Below are 22,263 nucleotides of genomic sequence, written 5' to 3'. Positions count from 1 at the left end.
GCAATCGTGTGCGTGCGGAACGCTAGGCGCCGCCCGGACGGCCGGCATGCCCGAGAGCGCACGGGCAGGTGACCCCCAGCGCCCTGATCCTCCGGAGACGTTGCCCGAGCGCGGGTGTGCCGCCGAGGATGCACGGTGTCGGTGGACATGATCGGTGAGGGGGCCAGGAGTGCTGTTGCTCGATCTCGGCACGGTGGCGCCACGCGAGCGGGTGGAGGCGTTTCGGCATGCGCTGACGGACTCCATGGTGCCCAACGAGATCGTCCACGAGGAGCCCCCGACCGGCATCCACGCCCGTATGGAGCTGTGGCAGGTGGGCGACCTGAGCCTCTTCGCCACCCGCAACTCCGGCTTCGAGGTGCGGCGCAACGAGCGGCATGTACGCCACCACCGCAGCCGTCCCGTGGTCTCGGTCTCCCTTCAGCCCGCGGGCCTGCACCGCGCGGAAGTGGTGGGCCGCCGTTCGCTGTTGGGCCCCGACGACATCTGTGTGTTCCACGAGCTGTCGCCCCGTACCTACGGCTGGTCCGGCGACGCGGCCTCCCAGTCCGTCATGTTCGACATGAAGCGCCTGGACGTGCCGGTGGACCTGGTGGTCAGGGCCTCCCTGCGACTGCGTGCCAGCCCGATGTACGGCCTGGTCCTCCAGCATCTGCGCGGCCTGTGGCGCGATCCGGGCGCTCTCGAGGCCGATCCCGGCGCGCCCGCCCTGGCGAGCGCCACCACGGATCTCGTACGGGCGCTGCTGCTGTCGGCCGCGCACGTCGAGGAGACCGACACGGTGAGGTCGGCCATGGACGACACCCTGCTGACCCGGATCACCGGCTATGCGCGCCGCCATCTCGCGGACCGCGATCTGACGCCCGGGCGGATCGCGGCCGAGCACGCCATCTCGGTGCGCCGGCTGTACCTCCTGCTCAGCGAGGCGGGAATCAGCCTGGAGCAGTGGCTGATCGCCGAACGGCTCACCAAGGCACAGCAGATGCTGGCCTCGCCGCGCTACGACCGGCTCACCGTCGCGGCCGTGTCCGCGCGGTGCGGATTCAGCAGCCCGAGCCACTTCAGCCGGCGGTTCCAGGCGGCGTTCGGGCAGTCGCCGAGCGACTGGCGGCGGTACCGCGACAGCGGCCCCCTCGGGGACGACTCCGGCCGGGGCGGCGGGGCGACGGACGGACCGGTGTTCCGCGCGGGCCGGTCAGACGGCGTGTAGGGCGGCGTGCAAGGTGTCCGTCACCTGGATACGCGCCGCTCGGGACGCGTGCGTGCCGCGCAGCAGGTCGAACAGGACGAACCCGTGGATCGTGCCGTGATACCGGGCCGACACGACCGGGACGTCCGCCTCCCTCAGCCGCGCCGCGTAGGCCTCGCCCTCGTCGCGCAGCACATCGGCCTCGGCGGTGAGCACGAGCGCCGGTGGCAGGCCGCGCAACCGGCGGGTGGCCGCGCGCAGCGGGGACACGGTGTCCAGCCTCCGGGTCTCGGGGTCCGGCGCGTACTGCCGCCAGTATCCGCTCATGGCGGCCCGGCCGAGGAAGTAGCCCTCCCCGAACTGGTGGTAGGAGTGGGTGTCCATCGCCGCGTCGGTCACCGGGCAGACCAGCACCTGGTGACTGAAGGCCGGCCCGCCGCGCTCCAGCGCGACCAGGGCGAGGGCGGCCGCCTGCTGGGCGCCCGTGCTGGCGCCGACGACCGCCATCCTGGTCCCGTCCAGCCGGCACTGCGCGCCATGACGGGCGATCCACCGGGCGACGGTGTACGCCCGCTCGACGGCGCCCGGGTACCGCGCGTCCTCCGGGCCGTCGTACTCGGGGATCACCACGGCGGCATCCACGCCGAGGACCAGGTCCGCCACCAGGAGCCGGTGTGCGTGCGCGTCGGTCAGCATCCAGCCCAGCCCGTGCAGATACAGCACCACCGGCAGGAGTTCCTCGCTCCCGGCGGGCCGGAGGATCCGCACCCGGATCCGGCTGCCGTCGTCTCCCGGCAGGGCGAGCCGCTCCTCCTCCAGATCGGACTCGACACGGCCGTTGCCGTTCCACAGCACCGCCATGCGGGCCCTGGCTGCGGCCATGTCGGTGCCGTCCGGCACGAGGCACGTGTACGCCTGGACGAAGGCCCGTACCTGCCGTTCGAGGACGGGCTTCGCCCCGAGGACCGGAACGTCTTCTTCCACGGACGACTCCTGTGGGGCGCGGATCATGGGCCGTACGGGGAATCGGCTCCACACCCGCTGCCGGGCAGGGAGGCCCACCCTCGGCAACGGAGGCGGCCCGGCCCGCACGCGCGATCCAGCCTAGGGCGCCCGCTGCCGGGGAAGGGGGCGGGCCACCGTACTCACCCATGCCTCTGCGTGCACACTTCGGCAGCCGTTCGAAACCTCGAACCGGGATGCGCCGCAGTGCCGTCGGACGACCCGACGCCTCTCCCCATGGCTGTCGGAGAGTCGCGGAAAGGGGTGTGGAGAGCGGCGTCCGTCCCCCGCTCCGGCGCACCGTTCACCGAATTGCGGGGCGGCCGAGAGGAGTCCACATGAGCCCCCTGCCCAGGACGGCCGGTCGGCCGTGCACCGCGGCGTCGTCCGATGTCGGCGCCGCCGTGGCGCGCTGGCTGGCACCCGTCCACGATCATCCGTGGCACGGCGAGCCCGTGCCGGGTGCCGTGACACTGCATCACTTCGGCTATGTCCGCCTGATCGCCTGTGCGGCCGGGCCGCTACGGGTGGCCCGTGGCTCGCGCCCGTCCGCCGAGGACGCCGCGGCCGCCGGGGACGCGGTCGCCCTGGTGGTCCCCCGGGACGGGGCGGTGCGTCTGGTCCAGGACGGCCGTGGCGCCGAGGTGCGGAGCGGGCAGCTGGCGCTGCTGGACCTGCGCCGGGCCTTCTCGGTCGAACAGGTGGACGCGGCCCGTATGTTGTTCTTCCGCCTCCCCGCACACGTCCTGCACATCCCCGGGGACGTCCTGCGGACCCTCACAGCCCGCGCCCTCACGCCGTCGGGCGGAGTGGCCGCGCTGCTGGCTCCCCTCCTGCGGCGCCTGGACGACACGGCGTCCCGCATTCCCGCGGCGGTGGGCGAGCGGCTGGGCGGCATCGTGACGGAGCTGGTGGCCGCTCTGGTCGACGACGCCTACGACTCCGTGGACAGCTCTCCTCGCACCGGGCCCCAGCAGCTGATCGTCACGATCCGCCGGTACATCGACCAGCACCTCGACGATCCCGGCCTCTCGGCGGAGGGCGTCGCCCGGGCGCATCTGATCTCGGTCCGCTATCTGCACCGCCTCTTCCAGGACGAAGGAGTCACCGTGGGCAGGCTGATCCTGCGTCGGCGGGTCGAGGAGTGCGCGCGGGAACTCGCTCGGCGCGGCCGGGTGAGCCCCTCCATCTCTGTGGTGGCGACCCGCTGGGGCTTCCGCAACGCGGCGCACTTCAGCCGTGCCTTCAAGGCCGTCCACGGGCAGTCCCCGCAGCAGTGGCGCCGCCTCGTGGCCGCGTCCGCGGCGGGATCTCCCTGACGAAACAGCCCGGCCCCGGCCCCGTCCGCCGATTCCGGACCCGGGCGGCCGGCACCGGAACGCGTGCGACTGCGGCCGGTCAGCCGTTCGGGTCGCCGGTGCCGAGGGACGGCCGGGTCCGGTCTTCGCGCCAGTCGCTGGGCGACACGCCGTACCTGGCGCGGAAGCTGCGGCTGAAGTGTGTGGCGTTCGCGAACCCCCAGCGCCTCGCGACCGCGGACACCGTGGTGTCGTCCCGCCCCGGGCGGGCCAGCTCCCGGCGTGCCTCCTCCAACCGACGATGCTGGATCCAGCGGCCGACCGTGCTGTCGTGGTCCTCGAAGAGCTTGTGGAGATAGCGGATCGAGATGTGCTGGGCCGTGGCGACGCTCGCGGGGGTCAGCCCGCGGTCCCACAGGTTCGCGTCGACGTGGGCGCGCACCCGCCGGACCAGGGCATCGCGCTCCTGCCCGCCCTCCGCCTCCGCTCCGTCCCCCTCCTCGTGGTCCTGCGGTCCGGCATCGCCGTCCTCGACCGCCAGCAGGGCCACCCACTCGGCCACACTGCCGGCCAGATGGAGTGCCGTCCTGGGCGGGTACGCGTACGGCGCGCCGACGAGCTGCCGTAGAAGGGGAACCAGCAGCGGTGCCACGGCGCCGTCGGAGAACGGGGCCCGCGCGCAGAGGGCCCGTATCCCGTGGTCGGTGAGCGCGAGGACCCGCCTCGGTATCCGCACCAGATGCAGGGCGAAGTCCACCGGCTCATGAAGCGTGAACGGCTCCTCGCCGTCGCAGACGAAGAGGTCGTCCGGGCCGCAGGCCGCACCGGCTCCCCGCCGGACCAGGACCGCCCGGCCGGCGGTGTGGATGCCCAGCACCAGACACGGTTCGCGGGCGCCGTCGTCGGGCTCGTGGACGTAGGTCCGTGCCGCTCCCCCGACCGTGTCGATCCGCAGGAAACCGAGTGCGCCGTGTGCGCGGACCTCGGGGGCCTGACCCGCGCCCTGGGTGAGATGCGTACCGCCGGGGGCGGCGGATACGGACGTCAGGCCCATACGGCCCCCTTCCAAGCGTTCCACGGACTTCAGCCTGCGGTGGCTCCGGCCGGAAAAGGCGCTGGTCAGGCGGTCTGTGCGAACAAGGACATGAACGGTGCACCGTGGGGCATCGTGAGCACGGGACGGCGGTCCGCGAGCGCGCCCACCGGACCGGCCGGCCCGGTCACTCCGAGCGCTCACCCCGTCATGCGGTGCACTCGTCCCACCGTTCCCGGGGCCGGTGGGGATGGAGCGACACCCGAACGGGAAGTTATGAAACATGACAGAACGGAACTTCGGGGACATCACGCGGCATCGGCCCGCCCGGTGTCGCCGTCATGCCCTGGACGGCGGCGGGGACGGGGACGCGCCGTGATCACCCATCCGCTGTACGGGGTGGAGCCCTGGTGCGTCCGCGAGACCGGACTGGACCTGGACGTCCTGGCGCAGAGCGAATCGGTCTTCGCCCTGTCCAACGGACACGTCGGATGGCGCGGCAACCTGGAGGAGGGCGAGCCGCACGGGCTGCCCGGCTGCTATCTCAACGGCGTCCACGAAGTGCATCCGCTGCCCTATGCCGAGGCCGGATACGGCTACCCGGAGTCCGGCCAGACGGTCATCAACGTCACCGACGGCAAGCTCATCCGCCTCCTCGTCGACGACGAGCAGGCCGACCTGCGCTACGGCCACGTCCGCTCCCATGAACGGGTGCTGGATCTGCGGGACGGGGTGCTCCGCCGGGAGTGCGTGTGGGTCTCACCGGTGGGCAAGGCCGTCCGCGTACGCTCCACCCGGCTGGTCTCCCTCACCCATCGGGCCATCGCCGCGATCGTCTACGAGGTGGAGCCGCTGGAGGACGAGGTGGGCGTCGTCATCCAGTCCGAACTCGTCGCCAACGAGCCCATGCCGCAGCCCAGCGCCGACCCGCGGGTCGCGGCCGTCCTGGACTCCCCGCTGCGGCCGGAGGAGCACCACGCCGAGGGGACGCGACTGAGACTGATCCACCGCACCGAGCAGAGCGGTCTGCGGATCGCGGCCGCAGCCGACCACATCGTGCAGGGCCCGGCCGGCACCCGGACCACCGTCGAGAGCACGGACGACGTCGCCCGGCTCACCGTGATCACCGACCTCAAGCCCGGCGAGAAACTGCGACTGGAGAAACTGGTCTCCTACTGCTGGTCCGGGCTGCGCTCGCTCCCGGCCCTGCGGGACCAGGCGGAGGCCGCGCTCGCCGAGGCGGGCAGCACCGGCTGGCAGGGGCTCCTCGACGAACAGCGGGCCGTCCTGGACGACTTCTGGCTCCATGCCGATGTGGAGGTGGACGGCGACGCGGAGATCCAGCAGGCCGTCCGCTTCGCCCTCTTCCATGTGCTGCAGGCGGCCGCCCGGGCCGAGCAGCGGGCCATCCCGGCCAAGGGCCTGACCGGCTCCGGATACGACGGGCACGCCTTCTGGGACACCGAGATCTATGTCCTGCCGCTGCTCACCTTCACCCATCCGCGCAGTGTCGCCGCGGCACTGCGCTGGCGGCAGGACACCCTGCCGGCGGCGCGCGCCCGCGCCCGCCAACTCGGCCTGAAGGGCGCCGCGTTCCCCTGGCGCACCATCGACGGCGCGGAATGCTCCGGCTACTGGCCGGCCGGTTCCGCCGCGTTCCACATCAACGCAGGGGTCGCCCATGCCGTGCTGCGCTATGTCGCGGCCACCGGCGACGAGGACTTCGAGCGCGACACCGGTGTGGAACTGCTCGTGGAGACCGCCCGGCTGTGGCTCTCCCTCGGCCACCACGACTCCGGCGGCCGTTTCCACATCGACGGTGTCACCGGGCCCGACGAGTACAGCGCGGTCGCGGACGACAACACCTACACCAACCTCATGGCCCAGGACAATCTGCGGGCCGCCGCCGACGCCGCCGAGCGTCATCCCCGGCAGGCCGACGCGCTCGGCGTGACCGAGGAGGAGACCAGGGCGTGGCGGTGCGCCGCCGACGCGATGAGCGTGCCGTACAACAGCGCGCTCGGTATCCATGAGCAGGCCGCGGACTTCACCCGCCACGAGGTCTGGGACTTCTCCCGCACCCGGCCCGAGGACTATCCGCTGCTGCTGCACTTCCCGTACCTGGAGCTCTACCGGAAGCAGGTGGTCAAACAGGCGGACCTCGTGCTCGCGATGTATCTGCGCAGCGACGCCTTCGACGAGGGACAGAAGGCCCGGAACTTTGCCTACTACGAGCCGCTCACCGTTCGTGACTCCTCGCTCTCGGCCTGCGTCCAGGCCGTCATCGCCGCCGAGGTGGGCCAGTTGCGCCTGGCCTACGACTACCTGGGCGAGGCGGCCCTGATGGATCTGGACGACCTGGAGCGGAACTCCCGCAACGGACTGCACATCGCCTCACTGGCGGGCTCCTGGATCGCGCTGGTCGCCGGCTTCGGCGGTATGCGCCAACGCGCGGGAGCCCTGCACTTCTCACCCCGGCTGCCCGCGAACCTTCGCCGGCTCGCCTTCTCGGTCCAGTTCCACCGCCAGTGCCTGCGGGTGGAGATCACCGAGTCCCTGGCCACGTACACGCTCGTACACGGGGAAAGCATCCGGATCGGGCACTACGGGGAGCCGGTGACGCTGTCCCTCGGCACCCCCGAAAGTCGGCCGGTCAAGCCGCCGCCGCCCCTGCCGGCCGCCGCCCAGCCGCCCGGGCGCCGCCCGGAGCGCCCCTGCTGACCGCCCACCGAGTACGCACGGGCCGTCACCTGGGTGTATCCAGGAGGTATGCGCCTCCAGCCCCGCAGAGGTGTCGGTCGGTCGTCGCAGCCGAACCGGGGACTCGTGGCCGTCCCGGTCGTACTGATCGTGGCGATCGCGCTCGCCGACATCCTTGCGCCCCAGAGCATCCACCTCGGGCCGCTGCTCGTGGTCGCGCCGGCACTCACCGCCTCCTTCGGCGGCTCCAGGCTCACGGCCCTGATCGGAGCCCTCGCGGTCGCGGCGCTGGTGGCGATCTCCGTGATCCGCACCAGCATCTTCACCTCCAACCACGAGAGCCAGCTCATCGCGCTGATGGTGATCTGCGCCTTCACCGTGCTGTTCTGCCGTCTGCGGGAGCGGCACAGCGCGGAGCTGAGACAGGTGCGGTCGGTGGCCGAAGCCGCGCAGCAGGTCGTTTTGCACCCCCTGCCGGACCGGATGGGCTCGCTGCGCATCGCCAGCGCCTACCGGGCCGCCACGGACCAGGCCCGCATCGGTGGCGATCTGTACGCGGCCGTGCGCACCGCGACCGGGACCCGTCTGCTCCTCGGAGACGTCCGCGGCAAGGGCCTGCCCGCCATCGAGGAGTCGGCGCTCGTGCTGGGCGCGTTCCGCAGCGCGGCCCACCGCGAACCGGAGCTCCGCGCGCTGCGGACGGAGCTGGATGCCATCGTGGGCTGGAGCCGGTGCCAGCCGAGCAAGGACTGCTCGGACACGGAGGAGTCCTTCATCACCGCCGTCCTGGTCGACGTCCCGGACGACACCCCCGTCATCCATGTCCTGAACTGCGGGCACCCGCCACCGATCCGGCTGCACGACGGGCAGGCCATCGTGCTGGCACCCCGGCAGTACACGACTCCCCTCGGCATGGGGCTGCCCGAGGCCCCGCAGGGAGGTGTGGACACCTTCCCCTTCGAACTTGGCGACACCCTGGTGCTCTACACCGACGGCGTCACCGAGGCACGCGACCGGGCAGGCTGTTTCTACCCTCTCGCCGACCGCGTCACGGCCTGGCCGAACACGGCCACGCCCGAGGGGATCATCGATCACCTCCGCGTCGACCTCGCCGCGTTCTGCGGCGGAAACTTCGCGGACGACGCCGCCGCGGTCGTGGCGTGCCGCGAACCGGTCACCGGCGATTCCGCACAGCGTCCGGACAAGGCCCGCCGGTCCGCCCGCCGTCCCAGCCTCGTCCACCGGTCCCTGTAGGCACCCTCCCCCCGCCCGGCCCCCACCGGCCGCGATCGGTGTGCGCTCCCTTCGGCTGCCGGACACCGTGCGGTCACACCGAGCGGGAAGGTTTCCGCCGTCCCCCTGCCTCGCCCCTCATCCGTCCGCCGCGTACCTGGCGGATGTGACGTGGAAGGACGACGTGCGCCATGTCCCTGCTCCCGCTCGACGACCTCCCCCGGGCGCCGGCCGCCCTGGTGCGCTCCCCCTCTGTCGCGCGCCTGGCCCGCCGGACACTGACCCTGCTCCCGCTCCTGCTCCTGAGCATCTGGGCGGTCGCCGACTGGCATGCCGTACGCGACGGCGCCGCCCGACTGGCCTCCGCCGACCCCCGGTGGCTGCCGGCCGGGATCCTCCTCACCGGCCTGGGCTGGGTGAACGCCGCCTGGGTCCGCCAGGGCGCCGTACCGGAGAGGCTTCCGGCGGGACCGCTGGTGGCCTCGCAGTTCGCCGCCGGCGCCGCCAACCACGTACTCCCGGCGAGCATCGGCGCCCATGCGGTCACCCTGCGCTTTCTGCAGGCCCATGGCGTCTCCTTCGCACGGGCCACCGCCTCGCTCGCCCTGTACTCCCTGGTCAAGCCGATCGCGAAGACGCTGGTGCTCCTCGTCTTCCCGGTGTTCTTCCCGGGCGTGCTGATGCTCGGTCAACTCGTTCCGGACGACCGGACGTTGATCCTGATCGCGGCGACCGCGGGCGCGGGTGTCACCGTGGGCTGCGTCCTGATGACGGTCGTACGTCCGCTACGGCGCCCGGTGTTCGACTTCGTCCGCACCGCGCTGACCGACGCGCGGATTCTGCACACCAGGCCCAGCCGTGTGCTCGCCCTGTGGGGCGGGGCGGCCGTCAGTCCGGTCCTCCAGGCGAGCACGATCGCCGCGGTCGGGGCCTCGCTCGGCCTGCAACTGTCCTGGGCGCAGGTGGTGTTCGCGTTCCTCGCCGCCAGCACGGCCGCCGGGGCCGTTCCCGCCCCCGGCGGTATCGGCCCCGTGGACGCGGCGATGGTGTTCGCCCTGGTCGGCTACGGCGCCCCGATGGACGTGGCCACGGCCACCCTCATCGGCTATCGCGTCATGACGGTCTGGCTCCCCCTCCTGCCGGGCATGCTCGTCCTCACGGCCCTGGTCCATCGCAAGGCGCTGTGAACGCGCGGACGCAGAGCGCGATCCGACCCACCCACTTTGCTTCAGGGAATAAATCGCGGGGGTTGAGCATGCCCTGCCACGCCTCCCCGAGAGGCGGGACTCCGCCCTGCAGCCGGCCATCGTTCGACGTCGGCCGGGCGGCGGAGCAGATCCTTCTACTCATGAAATATGTCACACCGCAAACATTTAATCTTGAATTAATCCAGGAGTAACGTCGCATCTGCCCCACCACCTCGGGGCACCGCCGGGACCAACTCACCCACACGGCACCGGCGTACAGCAAGGAGAAAGATGATGAGCCACACCTTTGGACGGCGAGCCGCAACCGCGCTCCTCACCGTCACCGCCGCCGTCGGCGCCCTCTTCGCCGCCGGAGGCTTCGCGTCGGCCGCTCCGAACCCCGCAGCCGACCGCCCCGCGGCCGTCGTGTCGAACGCCCAGGGCGTCACCGAACACGGCGGCGACCGTGGCGGCAGCGGCCGCGACAGCTGGAGCGACAACCGTGGGCACGGCGGAGACGGCCGGAACGACCAGCGCTCCTACCAGGGTGACCGCAATTCCTACTGGGGCGACCGCGACTCCTACCGCGGCGACAGCAACGTCTACCGCGTCTCCTACCGGAGCGACGACAACTCCTACCGGAGTGACCGCTACGGCCGGCGCGACCACCGTGAATTCCGCGGCGAGCACCGCTGGGACGGCCACCGCTACTGGCACCACGAGGGCCGCTACTGGTACTGCGACGACGACCACGGCTGGCGCTACCGCTACGACGGTCACCACTTCTACCGCTGGGACCGGGGCGTATGGGTCATCGTGATCAGCGACACGCACGGCTCCCACTTCGACGGGGCCCTCTTCCGCTGATCCCACGGACCGCGGCGACATCGGACCGGGCAGGGTGCACACTGCCCGGGTCCGGCGCCCGGCCCCCGACGCACACCGAGCCAGCCATGATCTGTTGCGTAGACCACATGCTCGACATGGAACTCGAGACTCCCCAGGGCCTCCGGGTCACCGTGCCGACCCAGCTGCTCTACCGGGCGCAGGACCCCCTGTCGGTGGAGTTCCTCTTCCATGACATCCGCCTGGGCCCCGTGCCCTGGACCTTCGCACGCGAGCTGCTCACCACGGGGCTGCTGACCCCCAGCGGGGACGGTGACGTGCGGGTCTGGCCGACCGGGACGGGTGCAGAGGCTCTGCTCCATCTCACCCTGTCCTCTCCGCACGGGTCCGCCCATCTGACCACCGCACTGAAAGCGGTCGAACGGTGGCTGTGTCGCACATACCAGTTGGTGCCGAGCGACCGCGAGGTCGAGGCACTCGACCTGGAGACCCGCCTCACCCGGTTCCTGGAGGAGGGCGCCTGAGCCCGCGGTTCCTGGAGGAAGGCGCCTGAGCCCGCCGGGAGGAGGCTCCCGAGTCCGCCGAGCGGCCCATGAGGCCACACGGCCGGCCGGACATCACCGTACGGCCCCGTCGACAACGCCCTCCGCGTGCAGGTGCGCGCGATCCAGGTCGGCGAGGAGACGCTCCACGTCGGTCATGAGCGAGCCGTACACATGCCACGCGCCCGGCCTGGTGAGACTGCCCTCTCCGATCAGGACGGTCATCGTCTCGTGCCAGTCTAGTACGCCCGCGATCGCTTCCCGCAGCCGCTCCCGGGGCGACATCTCGGCCCCGCCGTTCGGCGCCGGCGGTTCGACGAACGCCCGTACGGCCGCGCCCGCCAGTTGCAGGGTCTCGACGTACCGGTCGAGGAACTGCTGACCCAGTCGGTGGTCGGCATGACCGTCGAAGGCGTTGTCCACCAAAGTCCGCGCAATGCCGCGCACCTGGAGCGAGACACCTCGCAACGCCAGGAAGGCCTCGCCTGAGGTCGCGTCCCCACGCCGCGCCTGGGCGACACACCGGGTGTTCCACCGCAGGCTCTCATCGGCCTGCTGCACCTGTTCCCGCGCGTGGACAAGGCGCTCCTCAAGTCTGCGCGCCCGGTGCAGCCAGCCATGGGAGGCTGTGCCCAGTCTCCGCTGAGCCAGGCCGACACCCATGTCGTGCAGCAGCGTTCCCATCGCATGGGCCAGGCTGCGCACCGCCGAGTCGGACTCCTCCAGATACAGCGGGGGCAGGACGAGGGCGTTCACCAGGATGCCCACGGCCGCGCCGACGAGCGTCTGGAGCACGGAGGACACCAGGCTGCCCATGGGGTCGGCCGCCGAGGCGGCCAGTCCGATGACCGCGATCGAGGCGATCTGCACCCGGTCGTCCGCGCTACGACGGGGACCGGCCAGGACCGCGATGACGACGATGACGGCGACGGCCGCCGAGGTCGCTCCGAGCAGCCGGGCGGTCACCAGCGCCAGGACCAGTCCGGCCACCCGCGCGCCCACGCTCTGCGCCGACTGCGTCACCGACCGGTACACCGTGGAGGCGTTGACCATGAGCAGAGCCGTGGCGACCGCGAGGTAGGGGTGCTCCTCGGGCGACCACAGACCTACGGCACCCCAGGCGAACAGGGCCGCGATCAGAGCCTTGGTCCCGTGCACCACACGGCCCCGCCGCGCGAGGCCAATCCGACCGACGAGCTGACGGACCAGTCGCGCTGCGGCGACCGCACTCCCCCTCGACGGCATGGTTGAACGTTGCACGACGTCGATGGTGGCACCTTTTGTCCGAGATGGTCGAGTGATGTCCACCACGACCTAGGCGCCGAGCGGCGTGCGTCACCAGCGCACCGCGGTGAAGTCGATCGGGCAGGGCGAGAGTTCGGCGGTGCGGGCGACCAGGTCACGCATCCGGCGGGCGAACTCGTCGGCAGACAGTTGCCTGCGGTCGCCGTGCCCGGGCAGGAGCCACTCGAAGCGCATCCGCGGTGCCGTACGGGCCAGCGATGCGGCCAGTTCGGCGACGGAGTGCCAGGTGACCGACTCGGCGACGGCGACATCACCGTCGGTCCGGGACCAGTAGAAGCTGTCCCCGCTGAAGCAGTAGGTCTCGTCGGCGAGGTAGAGCACGCTGCCCTCCGTGTGTCCGGGCAGCGGGTGCGCGGTCACGCCGTCGGCGATCTCGATCGGCTCGGCGCCCCGGAGAACACTGTCGGCATCCGGCGCGGCGGCCAGGTCTCCTTCATGGATCCACAGACGGGCCCCGAACCGGTCGGCGTAGGCGCGGCCGTGCGCGGCATGGTCGCGATGGGTGAGCAGCACGTCGGTGATCGCGCCGAGGGCCGCGCACTTCGTGGCCAGGGCGGAACTCCAGCGCGGCGTGTCGATCATCATCAGATTTCCGGCCGGCCGGCGCAGAAGGTAGGAATTCGCGCCGGCGGTGTGCGGCGAGTTGTGCCCGCACAGATACACCTGATCGGTAAGCCGCAGCGGGAAGGGATCGCGTTCCGGGCGAGGTCCGCGCGCGCCGTGCCGGATCGATCGAGTGGGACATGCGAATGCCGCGGCGTACAGCATCTTTTCCTCGGCGTCGGTGCGCGGCTGCCGAATGACGGAGGAGCGGCCGGCCACCTCGGCGACCAGTTCCGGCGCTAGTTGCCGGGCGACGTCACAGTTGGTGCATCGATGGTCGACGTGCCAAGTAGCTTCGTTCGATTGCTCGTTCATGGCATGACCCCTTCGCGCGGACTGATGAAGATGAGCGCCCAAATGGGTATCACGCGTCACGCAGGAGAATCAATCACCAAAATCAGTTGACTTTGTCGAAAATGGCCGCCCTCGGACGCCTTTTTTGCACGGTTGACAATTACAGAATTGGCGCTCCGGCCAGGTAGATCAATCGCCCGCCGCCTACAGGTGAGGCGGTTGCCATAACGCGCGAGCCCTCAATCCGTAAACACTGACGGACTTTCTGGCGGGCGGACGATTTCCGGCCTGATTGTCTCTTGATTGTCTCGACGCAACGGGAAGGCAGGGTGCGCCCGACCGGCACGCGGACGCCATCAGCCTTTCGAGTGTCGTCGTGGAGCAGCGTGGCCCCGAGGCCGACGACCTGCTCCTGGACCTGGTCGAAGTCGGGGACATCGAGGTCCAGATGAAACTGCTGCGGGTGCGCGGAGTCCGGCCACTGCGGGGCGCGGAAATCCTTCACACGCTGAAACGCGAACACGAGGCCTGAGCCGGTGTGCAGGGTCGAAAAGGCACCGTGGCATGCGTTGGAATCCCTGGTCGGGCTGATGGATCGAACCGCTCACGCCATGCGCGGATGGCCGGCTCCGCCTCCGGGATCCCGACGGCGAGGCCCGTCTGACCCGCCGCAAACCCACTCGTGCTGTCGTCAGCCATGACACGGCATGCTGCCACCTCAGACACCGAGCCCCCTCCCGATGTCCGGACGGCCCCGGGCTCAGCCCGTGGCGGCGTGGGTCGGGGACGGCGAGTGGGTGGGGCATGACTCGGGGGCCGGCTCCGGGTGGCCCGCCGGTGTCGGCTCCGGTCGGGCGGCGCCGGAGTCCAGGCGGAGCATGGCCTCCTCGTCCGGGGTGCCGGGAGCTGCCTGGTAGACCACCATGCGCTGACCACCCGTCCGGGCCAGTCGCATGACCTCGTAGGTCAGGGTCATCGGTCCCACCTTCGGATGCCGGAAGCACTTCTGCCCGCCGCCGCGCTCACAGACGTCGTACCGCTCCCACAGCCGTGCGAACTGCGGTGACTTCAGCACCAGTTCGCCGACGAGCGCGGTGAGTTCCGGATCGTCCGGATCGGCACCGGCGACCGCCCGCAGATGTGCCACCGAGAGCGCGACCGTCTCCTCCCACGGCTCGTAGAGCGTCCGGCCGAGCGGGTGGAGGAAGAGATAACGGGTCAGGTTGCGCTGGTGCTCGGGCCAGTCCCAGAGCCCGGGAAGGAGCCGCCGGCCGGGCGGGTTCCCGGCCAGTACGCGGTTGTAGCGGCTCACCACATAGGCGGGCAGCGGTCGCACCGACTCCAGCATCCGCAGGACCGAGTCACGGACGGTGTGGTCCGAGGAGGCCGGCAGCTCGGAGATGCGGCCGGAGGCCAACTCCGCGAGCTCGTGCAGACGTTCGTAGCCATCGCCGCGCAGCCGCAGGGCGCGCCCGAGGGCGTCCACGACGGCAGGAGAAGGGTTGGTCTCCCGGCCCCGCTCCAGTCGGATGTAGTAGTCGACGCTCACTCCGGCCAGCGCGGCCAGCTCCTCCCGGCGCAGTCCTGGAGTGCGTCGCAGGCCCGCGCCGACCGGAAGACCGACATCCTCCGGGCGCACCTGTGCTCTACGGGCCTTGAGATATCTGCCGAGCTCCGTGCCCCGTACGTCCGCTGCTGCCGCCATCGAACCATTGTCGCAGGCGGGCGGGGCGCGTGGGGGGCCGTGTCAGTGCCTGGAACGCGAGACCCCCGGCACGACGCGGTCTGCCGAACGGCCCTCAACGGACGCAGAGTTGAACCGGAGCGGGCGGCCCGGCCGCCGGGGACCCAGGGGGTGCACGACACCGGACCGCGGTCCCGACCGACTGCGGCCGCCCGCCCAGCCCCTATTTGACGGCCCATCAACCGCCACCACCAATCAACCAAGGGATGACCCATGCCGATCAGCCCGACCCGATTCACCGCCACCGCTCACGGACACACCTCCGCCCCGTCCGCGACCACGCTCCCGCGACGACAGCGAGCCCGGCCGGCCGATCCGCCCGCCGACGCCCCCGCCTCGCCGCGACACAGCGGCGTCGCCCTGATGGCGTCCCTCCTCGGGTTCACAGTGATCACCATCGACGTCTCAGCCGTGAACATCGCACTGCCCGCGATCCGGAACTCCCTGAGCGGCGGGATGGCGGGACTGCAATGGGTGGTGGACGCCTACACCCTGATGTTCGCGGCCTTGATGCTCTCCGCCGGCGCCCTCGCCGACCGCGCCGGCGCCCGCCGCGCCTACGTCTGGGGCGTCACGCTGTTCACCCTCGCCTCCCTCGGCTGCGCGCTCGCGCCGGGCATCAATGTGCTGGTCGCCGCGCGAGTGGCCCAGGGCGGCGCCGCCGCGGTCGTGATGCCGGCCTCGCTCGCACTGATCCGGCAGGCCTACGAGGACGCCCGGGCGCGCGCCCGCGCCATCGCGCTGTGGACGGTCGGCGGCTCGGTGGCGATGGCCGCAGGCCCGGTGCTGGGCGGGCTGCTGACCGTCTCGGCCGGCTGGCGGGCGGTCTTCCTGCTCAACCTCCCGGTGGGCACGGTGATCCTCGCCCTGCTCGTCCGGGTGCCGCGTTCCCCGCGCCGGCCCGCCGCACTGGACGGCGGCGGCCAGCTCACCGCGGTACTCGCCCTGGCCGGGCTGGCCTTCGCCGTGATCGAGGGCGGCCACCTGGGCTGGACCAGCGTCTCCGTGCTGGCGTCCGGGGCGATCGCCGTCGCAAGCGGGTACGCCTTCCGCGTCGTGGAGACCCGGCACCGCCAACCCATGGTCCCGCTCAGCATGCTGACGGACCGCGAGGTGTCCGTACCGCTGGCGGTCGGCTTCGCCATCAACGCCGCGTTCTACGGCGGCATCTTCCTCCTCGGGCTGTACTACCAGCAGCTGCGCGGGATGTCGGGGATCGCGGCCGGGCTGATGTTCGTCCCGATGTCGGCGGTGGTGACGGCGACCAACCTGGTCTCGCCGCGCCTCGCGGAGCGGATCGGACGACGGCCGGTGATCGTCGCCGGGCAACTGGTCTTCATCGTGGCGATGCTGGCCATGCTGCCGCTGGCCGCACACACCCCCGTGTGGCTGGTGCTCGTCCTGCTGCTGCCGCTCAGCATCGGCGGGGCGCTCATAGTGCCCGCGCTGACCGCGCTGCTCATGGACGCCGTGCCCAAGGAGCGTGCGGGGACCGCGTCGGGGCTGCTCAACTCCTTTCGCCAGACCGGCGGTGCGCTCGCCGTCGCACTCTTCGGCGGACTGCTCTCCGGCCCGGCAGGCGGCTTCTCCCTACCGGGTATGCGTCTCGGCCTCCTCGCCATCGCCACGCTCCTCCTGGCCACGACAGTCCTCTCCCGCGTCACCTTGCCTCGCGGCTGACGCCCGCGAATCCGCACCAGGCCTTCCGGGTTCGCAGCGATGTCGCCGGTCTCCACGAACAGTCCGTGAGGTTCGCGTACGTCAAGATCGCGACGGCATTGCCGGGGCCAAGGCGTCGGCGAGCAGCTCCAGCGCTGCATTGACCTCGCGCAGTCGCTCTGCGTCCTCGCTACCGAGAGCTGCGGCCAGTGCCTCGCGGATGTCGGAGGCGCGCACTTCGGCGACCCGCTCGGAGGTTTCGGCGGCCTGGCGGACGAGAACCCGGCGTCGGTCGGCTGGGTCCGGTGCGGTCTGCACCGAGCCGGCCTCCTTCAAGCGTGCGACAGCGGTGGAGACCTGACTCTGCGGCAGACCGGTGCGCGCGGCGATCTCCCCCACCGCGCTGTCGGGGTGCTCCGCGATGTCGCTGGCCACGACCAGCACCGTTCGCGTGCTGCCCGCGTACCGCGCTGCGCCTCCTGAGGGCTGGGGAAGGGCCTGTTCGCCGATCTTCATCAAGGCGCGCCCCAGCAGGAAGAGGTCGACTCCGTTCATACCCGCCAAGGTACATCCAGTTAGATTCATCGATCTAGATGTATCTGATTCGACGGAATGCGATGGAGACAGCTTGCGGCGGACTACCCGCCGCCACCCGAAACGAGGGGGGAACCGTCATGTCCGAGTCCACCGGCACACTCAAGGTGCCCGGCGCCGTCCTGCACTACCAGCTTCGCGGCGACGGGCCGTTGCTCCTGATCTCCGAGAGCGGCGAGGGTGACGCCGACCGCAGCACGGACCTGATCGACCACCTCGCCGACGCCTACACCGTGGTCACCTACGACCGCCGCGGCCTGTCCCGCAGTCTGCTGGACGCCCCGGAGCGGGGTGCGGCCTTGGCCGAGCACGCGGACGACGTCCACCGCCTGCTGGCCACCCTCACCGACACCCCCGCCCTCATGCTCGGCTGCAGTCTCGGCGCCGTCATCGGTCTGCATCTCGCCGTACGGCATACCGAGCAGATCTCCGCCCTGATCGCCCACGAGCCCGTAGCCCCCCGGCGGCTGCCCGCCGACGAGCGCACCCGCCACGAACACGAACTCGCCGAACTCCAGGACCTCTACCGCCGCCAGGGACTGGCCTCGACGATCCCCCGGATCGCCCACACCCTGGGCATCGACCTGACCCACCGGGACGCCGAGCCCGGCCTGACCCCTCAGCCGATGAAAGAACGGCGCACGGCCAACTTCGACTACTTCATCCGGCACGACTTCACGGCCGTGATCCACGACGACCTGGACACCGCCGCCCTCAAGGCGAGGGCCGCGCACACCCACATCGTCCCGGCCGCGGGACAGGCAACCTCGAAAACAGTCTTTGACCGCCAATGCGCGGATGCCCTGGGCACCCTCATAGGACGCCAGACACTCGAGTTCCCCGGCGGCCACAACGGCAACACCAGCCACCCGAGGGCCTACGCGGCCCGACTGCGGGAAGTCCTCGGCGGCCTGGGATGACACTCCCGGCCCCAGACACGAGGAGCTGCCACGACCGAGCCCGTCAGATGGCGGGCGTCGCGGCCTGAAGCGCGTGTTCCAGTACGGCGGAGTACACCCCCAATCTGCGTCGGCCACCCCCCTCGAACGAGTGTGCACGGTCCGTATGCTCCGCCCATGGGACTCTTCCGGCCGCGCGGCCGCAACGGCGCTGGACATATGGCGAGATCGCTCTTGGCCCGGCCCACAGGGCTCTACCGTGCCGGACGCTATGCCGAGGCGGAGGCCGAGGCCCGTGCTGTGGCTGCTGCCCGGTCCGGGCAGCACAACGACAGCTATGGACCGCTTGTGCTGACTATCGCTGCGGCCGCCGCGAGCGCCCAGGGCCGCCACGCGGAGGCCTTCGCCGAATACGACGCGCTGCTTCCCGTCTTCGGCACGATCTTCGGCGCCGAGCATTGGCAGACCCTGAGACTGCGCTCGGACCGTGCCCAGACGCTCAGCTTCCTTGGTCGGCACACTGAATGCGAAGCAGAGTGCGCGGCCGTCGCCTGGGCCGCGGCCCAGGGTGGAGAGCCGGAGACAGTGGCCGTAGAGGCGGCCGCCCGCAACGGACAGATCTACGCGCTCAACGCGCAGGGCCGTCACGCGGAGGCTGAGGCTCTTGCCCGTGAGGCCCTCGCCCCCCGTGGCGTACGGGACCGGATAACCCTGGCCCTGCGGCTTGGCCTGGCCCGCAGCCTCAACGGCCAGGCGCGCTACGAGGAGGCTCTCTCCGAGGCGAAGCAGATCGGCAGGCTGCGCCGCATCATGCCCCAGGAGCATCGCCACCCGGAGACCGGCGCCGTCGAACTCGCCGTGGCCACGGCTCTTCTGGGGCTGGGCCGCACTACCGAGGCCCGCACCGAGGCGGCGGCCGCCCACACGGCCTGCCTGGCCGCCTTCGGCCCCGGCCATCACCGCACCGCCGAGGCCCGAGCGCTGCTCGACCGCATCGACGGCGCTTGACCAGGTCGACCCGGTCGCAGGGCCCGGTTGCCCTGCACCGGGTCGCTCTCAATCGCCCATTCAAGTGCCGTCGGTCATCTGATCGGGTGTCGTCCGTGAGCCGGATCGGTTACCTGATGTGCTCGCCTCCCGGACGGCTGTCGCGGGCCGGGTCAACGTTCCTCGCGGGGTGTGCCTTCGGCGGGCCCCTGGCGTAGGGAGGACGGCGGGGTTCCGTCGTTTCTGTCCCGTGCGTGTGAACAGGAGAAGGCGGATGTTCAGGGGCGTAGGCGGCGGTGTGCGGCGTCGGTGGGGGACGGTGGCGACCGTACTGGCGACGGCCGGAATGGTCGGACTGGGGGCGGAGCCCGCCGCGGTCGCTGTCCGGCCCGGTTCCTCCGGGCGTCACCTCCAACTCGGTGCGCAGGAACGGTCCTTGTGCGCGACCCGGCCGTTCCCGACGACAGCGAGCGTCCCCGCACCGATCACCTCGGGCAGCGGCGTATGGAGCTTTGTGTCCGCTTCGGCCCTTCATCCCATGCGGGTCACGGTGACGGCGAACAGGCGAGGCACGGCCGGCGGGCACATCTTCGTCGGTCCGTACAACCTGCGCCGGCCGGTCGGCCAGACCGGATCACTGATCGTCGACAACTCCGGCAATCCCGTCTGGTTCCGGCCCTTGCGCTACGCGAACCTGCAGAACGCCGACTTCAGGGTGCAGAGGTACTACGACCGCCGGACCGGAAGGTCGCAGCCCGTGCTGACCTGGTGGCAGGGAAGCCTCGCCATTCCGCCGTGGTACACCAACCTGCCGGGCGGGGCGCCCGAACCCGGCGGGTGCTACTACATCTACGACGACCACTACCGCGTACTCGGAACGGTCTTCGCGCGGCACGGCTTCAGCGCGGACGAGCATGAGTTCCTGCTCACCCGCAGGGGAACCGCGCTGTTCATCGCGTCCAAGCCCGTACCGATGGACCTCACCCCCTACGGAGGCCCGAAGAACGGAGCCATCGAGGACAGCGAGGTTCAGGAGGTCGACCTGGCGACGGGGAGACTCGTCTTCTCCTGGGACATGCTCCAGCACGTGAACCCCGCCGACTCCGAGGTGCCCGCCTCCGACGCCTCCTCCTCCGGCGGTGTGTGGGACGCCTTCCACATGAACTCGATCGACGAAGGTCCCGATGGCCATCTGCTGATCTCCGCCCGGAACATGTGGGCCCTCTACGACATCTCGAGGAAGACCGGAAGGATCGGCTGGCAACTCGGCGGGAGGCAGAGCGATTTCACCTTCGGGCCGAACGCGCAGTTCTTCTGGCAACACCATGCCCGGTTCCGGCCGGGGCATCGGATCAGCATGTTCGACGACGGCTGCTGCAACTCGCCCAACCCGCCCGAACAGCAGTCACACGGCCTGATCCTCGAACTCGACGTCCGCACACACCGCGCGACCGCCGTACGGACCTACTATCACGCGCCCGCGCTGTACTCGGCGTCCCAGGGGGACACCCAGGGGCTCCCCAACACCGACGAGTTCATCGGATGGGGCCAGGAGTCCCACTATTCGGAGTACGGGGATGCCGGGAACTCCCAGGGGCACGGCCTGCAGAGTCTGCTCTACGACGCGCAGATGCCGGGTTCCGACATCTCGTACCGGGCCTTTCGCCACGAGTGGATCGGCACGCCGTACTACCCACCGAGTGCGGCGGCGCGTGCCCGCCGCGGGCACAGCACCGTCTTCGCCTCCTGGAACGGTTCGACGCAGACGAGGGCGTGGCAGCTGCTGGCCGGACGCAGCGCCCGTTCGCTTCGGGTGGTCGTCCGGCACGCCGGACGGACGGGATTCGAGACGGCGGTCACGACCCACAACCCGGGACCGTACTTCCAGGTGAGGGCACTCGACGCCCACGGAAAGGTCCTCGCACGCTCCCGCGTCGTGCGGCTCTCCGACTGACGACCGGGGGGCCTGTCCGGGCTCTCCGGTCAGGCTGCGGTGGGAGGGATCGCGGTGCCGGGCTCGGGGTGCAGGCGGTAGCGATCGCCGTCGGTGCGGACCGTGCCGGCGGTGGGGTAAGGGAAGTGGGTGCCCAGCAGCAGGCCGTCCGTGCCGGCCAGGCCGTCCAGGAGGCGGGCTCGGCTGCGCACCGCCTGCTGCGCGTCGATGTCAACGCAGCTGGTGAGGTGGGGGTGGGACAGTTGCACGGGGTGGTGGATGCTGTCACCGGTGACCACGGCCGTACGGTCGGTGCCGCGGAGTTCCACGGCCACCTGCCCGGGCGTGTGACCGGGGGCGGGGACCAGCCAGACACCGGCGGCCACCTCGGAGCCCTGATCGGGAACGTCGACCAGGTCGTACTGGCCGTTGTCGTGGACGGGATCGACGGAGTCGCGGAACATCTGGCGGCGGGCCTCGTCCAGCTCTGCCCCGGTCCAGTAGTCCCATTCGACGCGACTGGTGAGGTAACGGGCGCGGGGGAAGGTCGGCTGCCACTCCCCGTCCACGAGACGGGTGTTCCAGCCCACGTGGTCGGTGTGGAGATGAGTGGTGACGACAAGGTCGACCGACTCCGGAGCGAACCCGGCTGCGGTCAGGCGCTGGAGGTAGTCGGAGTGGAGGCCGTTCCAGGCGGGATTGGCGCGTGTCTTGTCGTTGCCGATCCCGGTGTCGACGAGGATGCGCAGTCCGCCGGCCTCCACGGCGAAGGTGTGACTGGCCAGTCGAATGGCGTGGGAGTCGGCGAAGTGGGGCCGCAGCCAGGACGCCTCGTCGATCACGTCGGTGGTGGCGCCGGGGAGCAGCCAAGGGCCGGTCTGCGGGGGCAGGGCGATCTCGTCGATGCGGTGCACGACGATGCCTCCGAGACTCCATGAGGGACGGCTGTGCCGAGTCGAGGCGGAGTTCACGGTCGATACCTCTGTTCTCAAGGATGCCGCTGGAGAGGGTCAGTGGTTGTGGTGATGTCTGCCGGTGGCCGAGCAATTGTCAATTCCTGTGGATCGCTGGGTTAGGGCGAGGGGTTGGCGCCTTGGATGACTTGCCATCCGGAGGCCAGGGTGCCCGAAGTGAGATGCTGGACGCCATCTCCTCGGAGAGCCACGAAAGCGGTGAGGCCAGTGTCGAGTTCTGCCACTCGATGCCCGTAGACGA

General features: G+C 70.9%; 19 protein-coding genes. 11 read left to right on the top strand and 8 right to left on the bottom strand.

What is annotated here, in order from left to right; translation table 11 throughout:
• Positions 1–169 precede the first annotated feature (169 nt).
• Positions 170–1,210 carry an AraC family transcriptional regulator gene (locus ACFYX0_RS36395; protein ID WP_388977149.1) on the top strand — a complete coding sequence of 347 codons (1,041 nt, stop codon included), beginning with the start codon at positions 170–172 and terminating at the stop codon, positions 1,208–1,210.
• Here the strand turns inward: ACFYX0_RS36395 and ACFYX0_RS36390 are convergent.
• The gene (locus tag ACFYX0_RS36390; RefSeq protein ID WP_388977146.1) at positions 1,196–2,173 is read right to left on the bottom strand and encodes an alpha/beta hydrolase; all 978 of its coding nucleotides are present in this window, start codon (positions 2,171–2,173) and stop codon (positions 1,196–1,198) included. The two genes, ACFYX0_RS36395 and ACFYX0_RS36390, sit on opposite strands and share 15 nt — an antisense overlap.
• A gap of 356 nt (positions 2,174–2,529) precedes the next feature.
• Between ACFYX0_RS36390 and ACFYX0_RS36385 the strand changes: the two genes are divergently transcribed.
• The gene (locus ACFYX0_RS36385; protein ID WP_388977143.1) at positions 2,530–3,510 is read left to right on the top strand and encodes a helix-turn-helix domain-containing protein; all 981 of its coding nucleotides are present in this window, start codon (positions 2,530–2,532) and stop codon (positions 3,508–3,510) included.
• Positions 3,511–3,589: 79 nt separating this feature from the next.
• On the opposite strand, the gene ACFYX0_RS36380 is transcribed toward ACFYX0_RS36385, so the two are convergent.
• Complete coding sequence (locus tag ACFYX0_RS36380) at positions 3,590–4,567, bottom strand: helix-turn-helix domain-containing protein (protein ID WP_388977140.1); 978 nt, start codon at positions 4,565–4,567, stop codon at positions 3,590–3,592.
• A gap of 330 nt (positions 4,568–4,897) precedes the next feature.
• Between ACFYX0_RS36380 and ACFYX0_RS36375 the strand changes: the two genes are divergently transcribed.
• From ACFYX0_RS36375 to ACFYX0_RS36355, 5 genes are all read left to right on the top strand, one after another.
• Positions 4,898–7,243, top strand: a complete 2,346-nt coding sequence (locus ACFYX0_RS36375) for a glycoside hydrolase family 65 protein (RefSeq protein ID WP_388977137.1) — start codon at positions 4,898–4,900, stop codon at positions 7,241–7,243.
• Positions 7,244–7,348: 105 nt separating this feature from the next.
• The gene (locus tag ACFYX0_RS36370) at positions 7,349–8,476 is read left to right on the top strand and encodes a PP2C family protein-serine/threonine phosphatase (protein ID WP_388977134.1); all 1,128 of its coding nucleotides are present in this window, start codon (positions 7,349–7,351) and stop codon (positions 8,474–8,476) included.
• A 170-nt stretch (positions 8,477–8,646) separates the two neighbouring features.
• Positions 8,647–9,642, top strand: coding sequence for a YbhN family protein (locus tag ACFYX0_RS36365; protein ID WP_388977131.1), 996 nt, complete (start codon positions 8,647–8,649; stop codon positions 9,640–9,642).
• Positions 9,643–9,936: 294 nt separating this feature from the next.
• Positions 9,937–10,509 (top strand): hypothetical protein, encoded by a 573-nt coding sequence (locus tag ACFYX0_RS36360; RefSeq protein WP_388977128.1) that lies wholly within the window; start codon positions 9,937–9,939, stop codon positions 10,507–10,509.
• A 116-nt stretch (positions 10,510–10,625) separates the two neighbouring features.
• Positions 10,626–11,012 carry an SsgA family sporulation/cell division regulator gene (locus tag ACFYX0_RS36355; protein ID WP_388977125.1) on the top strand — a complete coding sequence of 129 codons (387 nt, stop codon included), beginning with the start codon at positions 10,626–10,628 and terminating at the stop codon, positions 11,010–11,012.
• A gap of 93 nt (positions 11,013–11,105) precedes the next feature.
• Here ACFYX0_RS36355 and ACFYX0_RS36350 read toward each other — a convergent pair whose 3' ends face one another.
• The 4 genes from ACFYX0_RS36350 to ACFYX0_RS36335 form a co-directional block, all read right to left on the bottom strand.
• A complete protein-coding gene (locus ACFYX0_RS36350) occupies positions 11,106–12,188 on the bottom strand; it encodes an aromatic acid exporter family protein (RefSeq protein WP_388977122.1) in 1,083 nt (360 codons plus the stop codon).
• 177 nt (positions 12,189–12,365) lie between these two features.
• Entirely contained in the window at positions 12,366–13,253 is an 888-nt protein-coding gene (locus ACFYX0_RS36345; protein WP_388977119.1) for an MBL fold metallo-hydrolase, read from the bottom strand.
• Between the two features lie 139 nt (positions 13,254–13,392).
• The gene (locus ACFYX0_RS36340) at positions 13,393–13,737 is read right to left on the bottom strand and encodes a VOC family protein (RefSeq protein ID WP_388977203.1); all 345 of its coding nucleotides are present in this window, start codon (positions 13,735–13,737) and stop codon (positions 13,393–13,395) included.
• 255 nt (positions 13,738–13,992) lie between these two features.
• Entirely contained in the window at positions 13,993–14,937 is a 945-nt protein-coding gene (locus tag ACFYX0_RS36335; protein ID WP_388977116.1) for a helix-turn-helix domain-containing protein, read from the bottom strand.
• A gap of 402 nt (positions 14,938–15,339) precedes the next feature.
• Here ACFYX0_RS36335 and ACFYX0_RS36330 point away from each other — a divergent pair, with 402 nt between their 5' ends.
• A complete protein-coding gene (locus ACFYX0_RS36330; RefSeq protein WP_388977200.1) occupies positions 15,340–16,656 on the top strand; it encodes an MFS transporter in 1,317 nt (438 codons plus the stop codon).
• A gap of 81 nt (positions 16,657–16,737) precedes the next feature.
• Here the strand turns inward: ACFYX0_RS36330 and ACFYX0_RS36325 are convergent, their stop codons facing one another.
• A complete protein-coding gene (locus tag ACFYX0_RS36325) occupies positions 16,738–17,190 on the bottom strand; it encodes a MarR family winged helix-turn-helix transcriptional regulator (protein WP_388977112.1) in 453 nt (150 codons plus the stop codon).
• Between the two features lie 119 nt (positions 17,191–17,309).
• On the opposite strand from ACFYX0_RS36325, the gene ACFYX0_RS36320 reads away from it, so the two are divergent.
• From ACFYX0_RS36320 to ACFYX0_RS36310, 3 genes are all read left to right on the top strand, one after another.
• Positions 17,310–18,149, top strand: coding sequence for an alpha/beta fold hydrolase (locus tag ACFYX0_RS36320; RefSeq protein WP_388977110.1), 840 nt, complete (start codon positions 17,310–17,312; stop codon positions 18,147–18,149).
• Positions 18,150–18,476: 327 nt separating this feature from the next.
• Positions 18,477–19,136 carry a tetratricopeptide repeat protein gene (locus tag ACFYX0_RS36315; RefSeq protein ID WP_388977107.1) on the top strand — a complete coding sequence of 220 codons (660 nt, stop codon included), beginning with the start codon at positions 18,477–18,479 and terminating at the stop codon, positions 19,134–19,136.
• A 253-nt stretch (positions 19,137–19,389) separates the two neighbouring features.
• Positions 19,390–21,069, top strand: coding sequence for an arylsulfotransferase family protein (locus ACFYX0_RS36310; RefSeq protein ID WP_388977104.1), 1,680 nt, complete (start codon positions 19,390–19,392; stop codon positions 21,067–21,069).
• A 29-nt stretch (positions 21,070–21,098) separates the two neighbouring features.
• Here the strand turns inward: ACFYX0_RS36310 and ACFYX0_RS36305 are convergent, their stop codons facing one another.
• A complete protein-coding gene (locus ACFYX0_RS36305; protein WP_388977197.1) occupies positions 21,099–21,968 on the bottom strand; it encodes an MBL fold metallo-hydrolase in 870 nt (289 codons plus the stop codon).
• Positions 21,969–22,263: the final 295 nt, after the last annotated feature.

Origin of the sequence: Streptomyces sp. NPDC002573, assembly GCF_042889625.1 — a bacterium.
In the GTDB taxonomy this organism is placed as follows: domain Bacteria; phylum Actinomycetota; class Actinomycetes; order Streptomycetales; family Streptomycetaceae; genus Streptomyces; species Streptomyces gibsoniae.
This window is presented reverse-complemented; position numbering and strand designations above follow the sequence as displayed.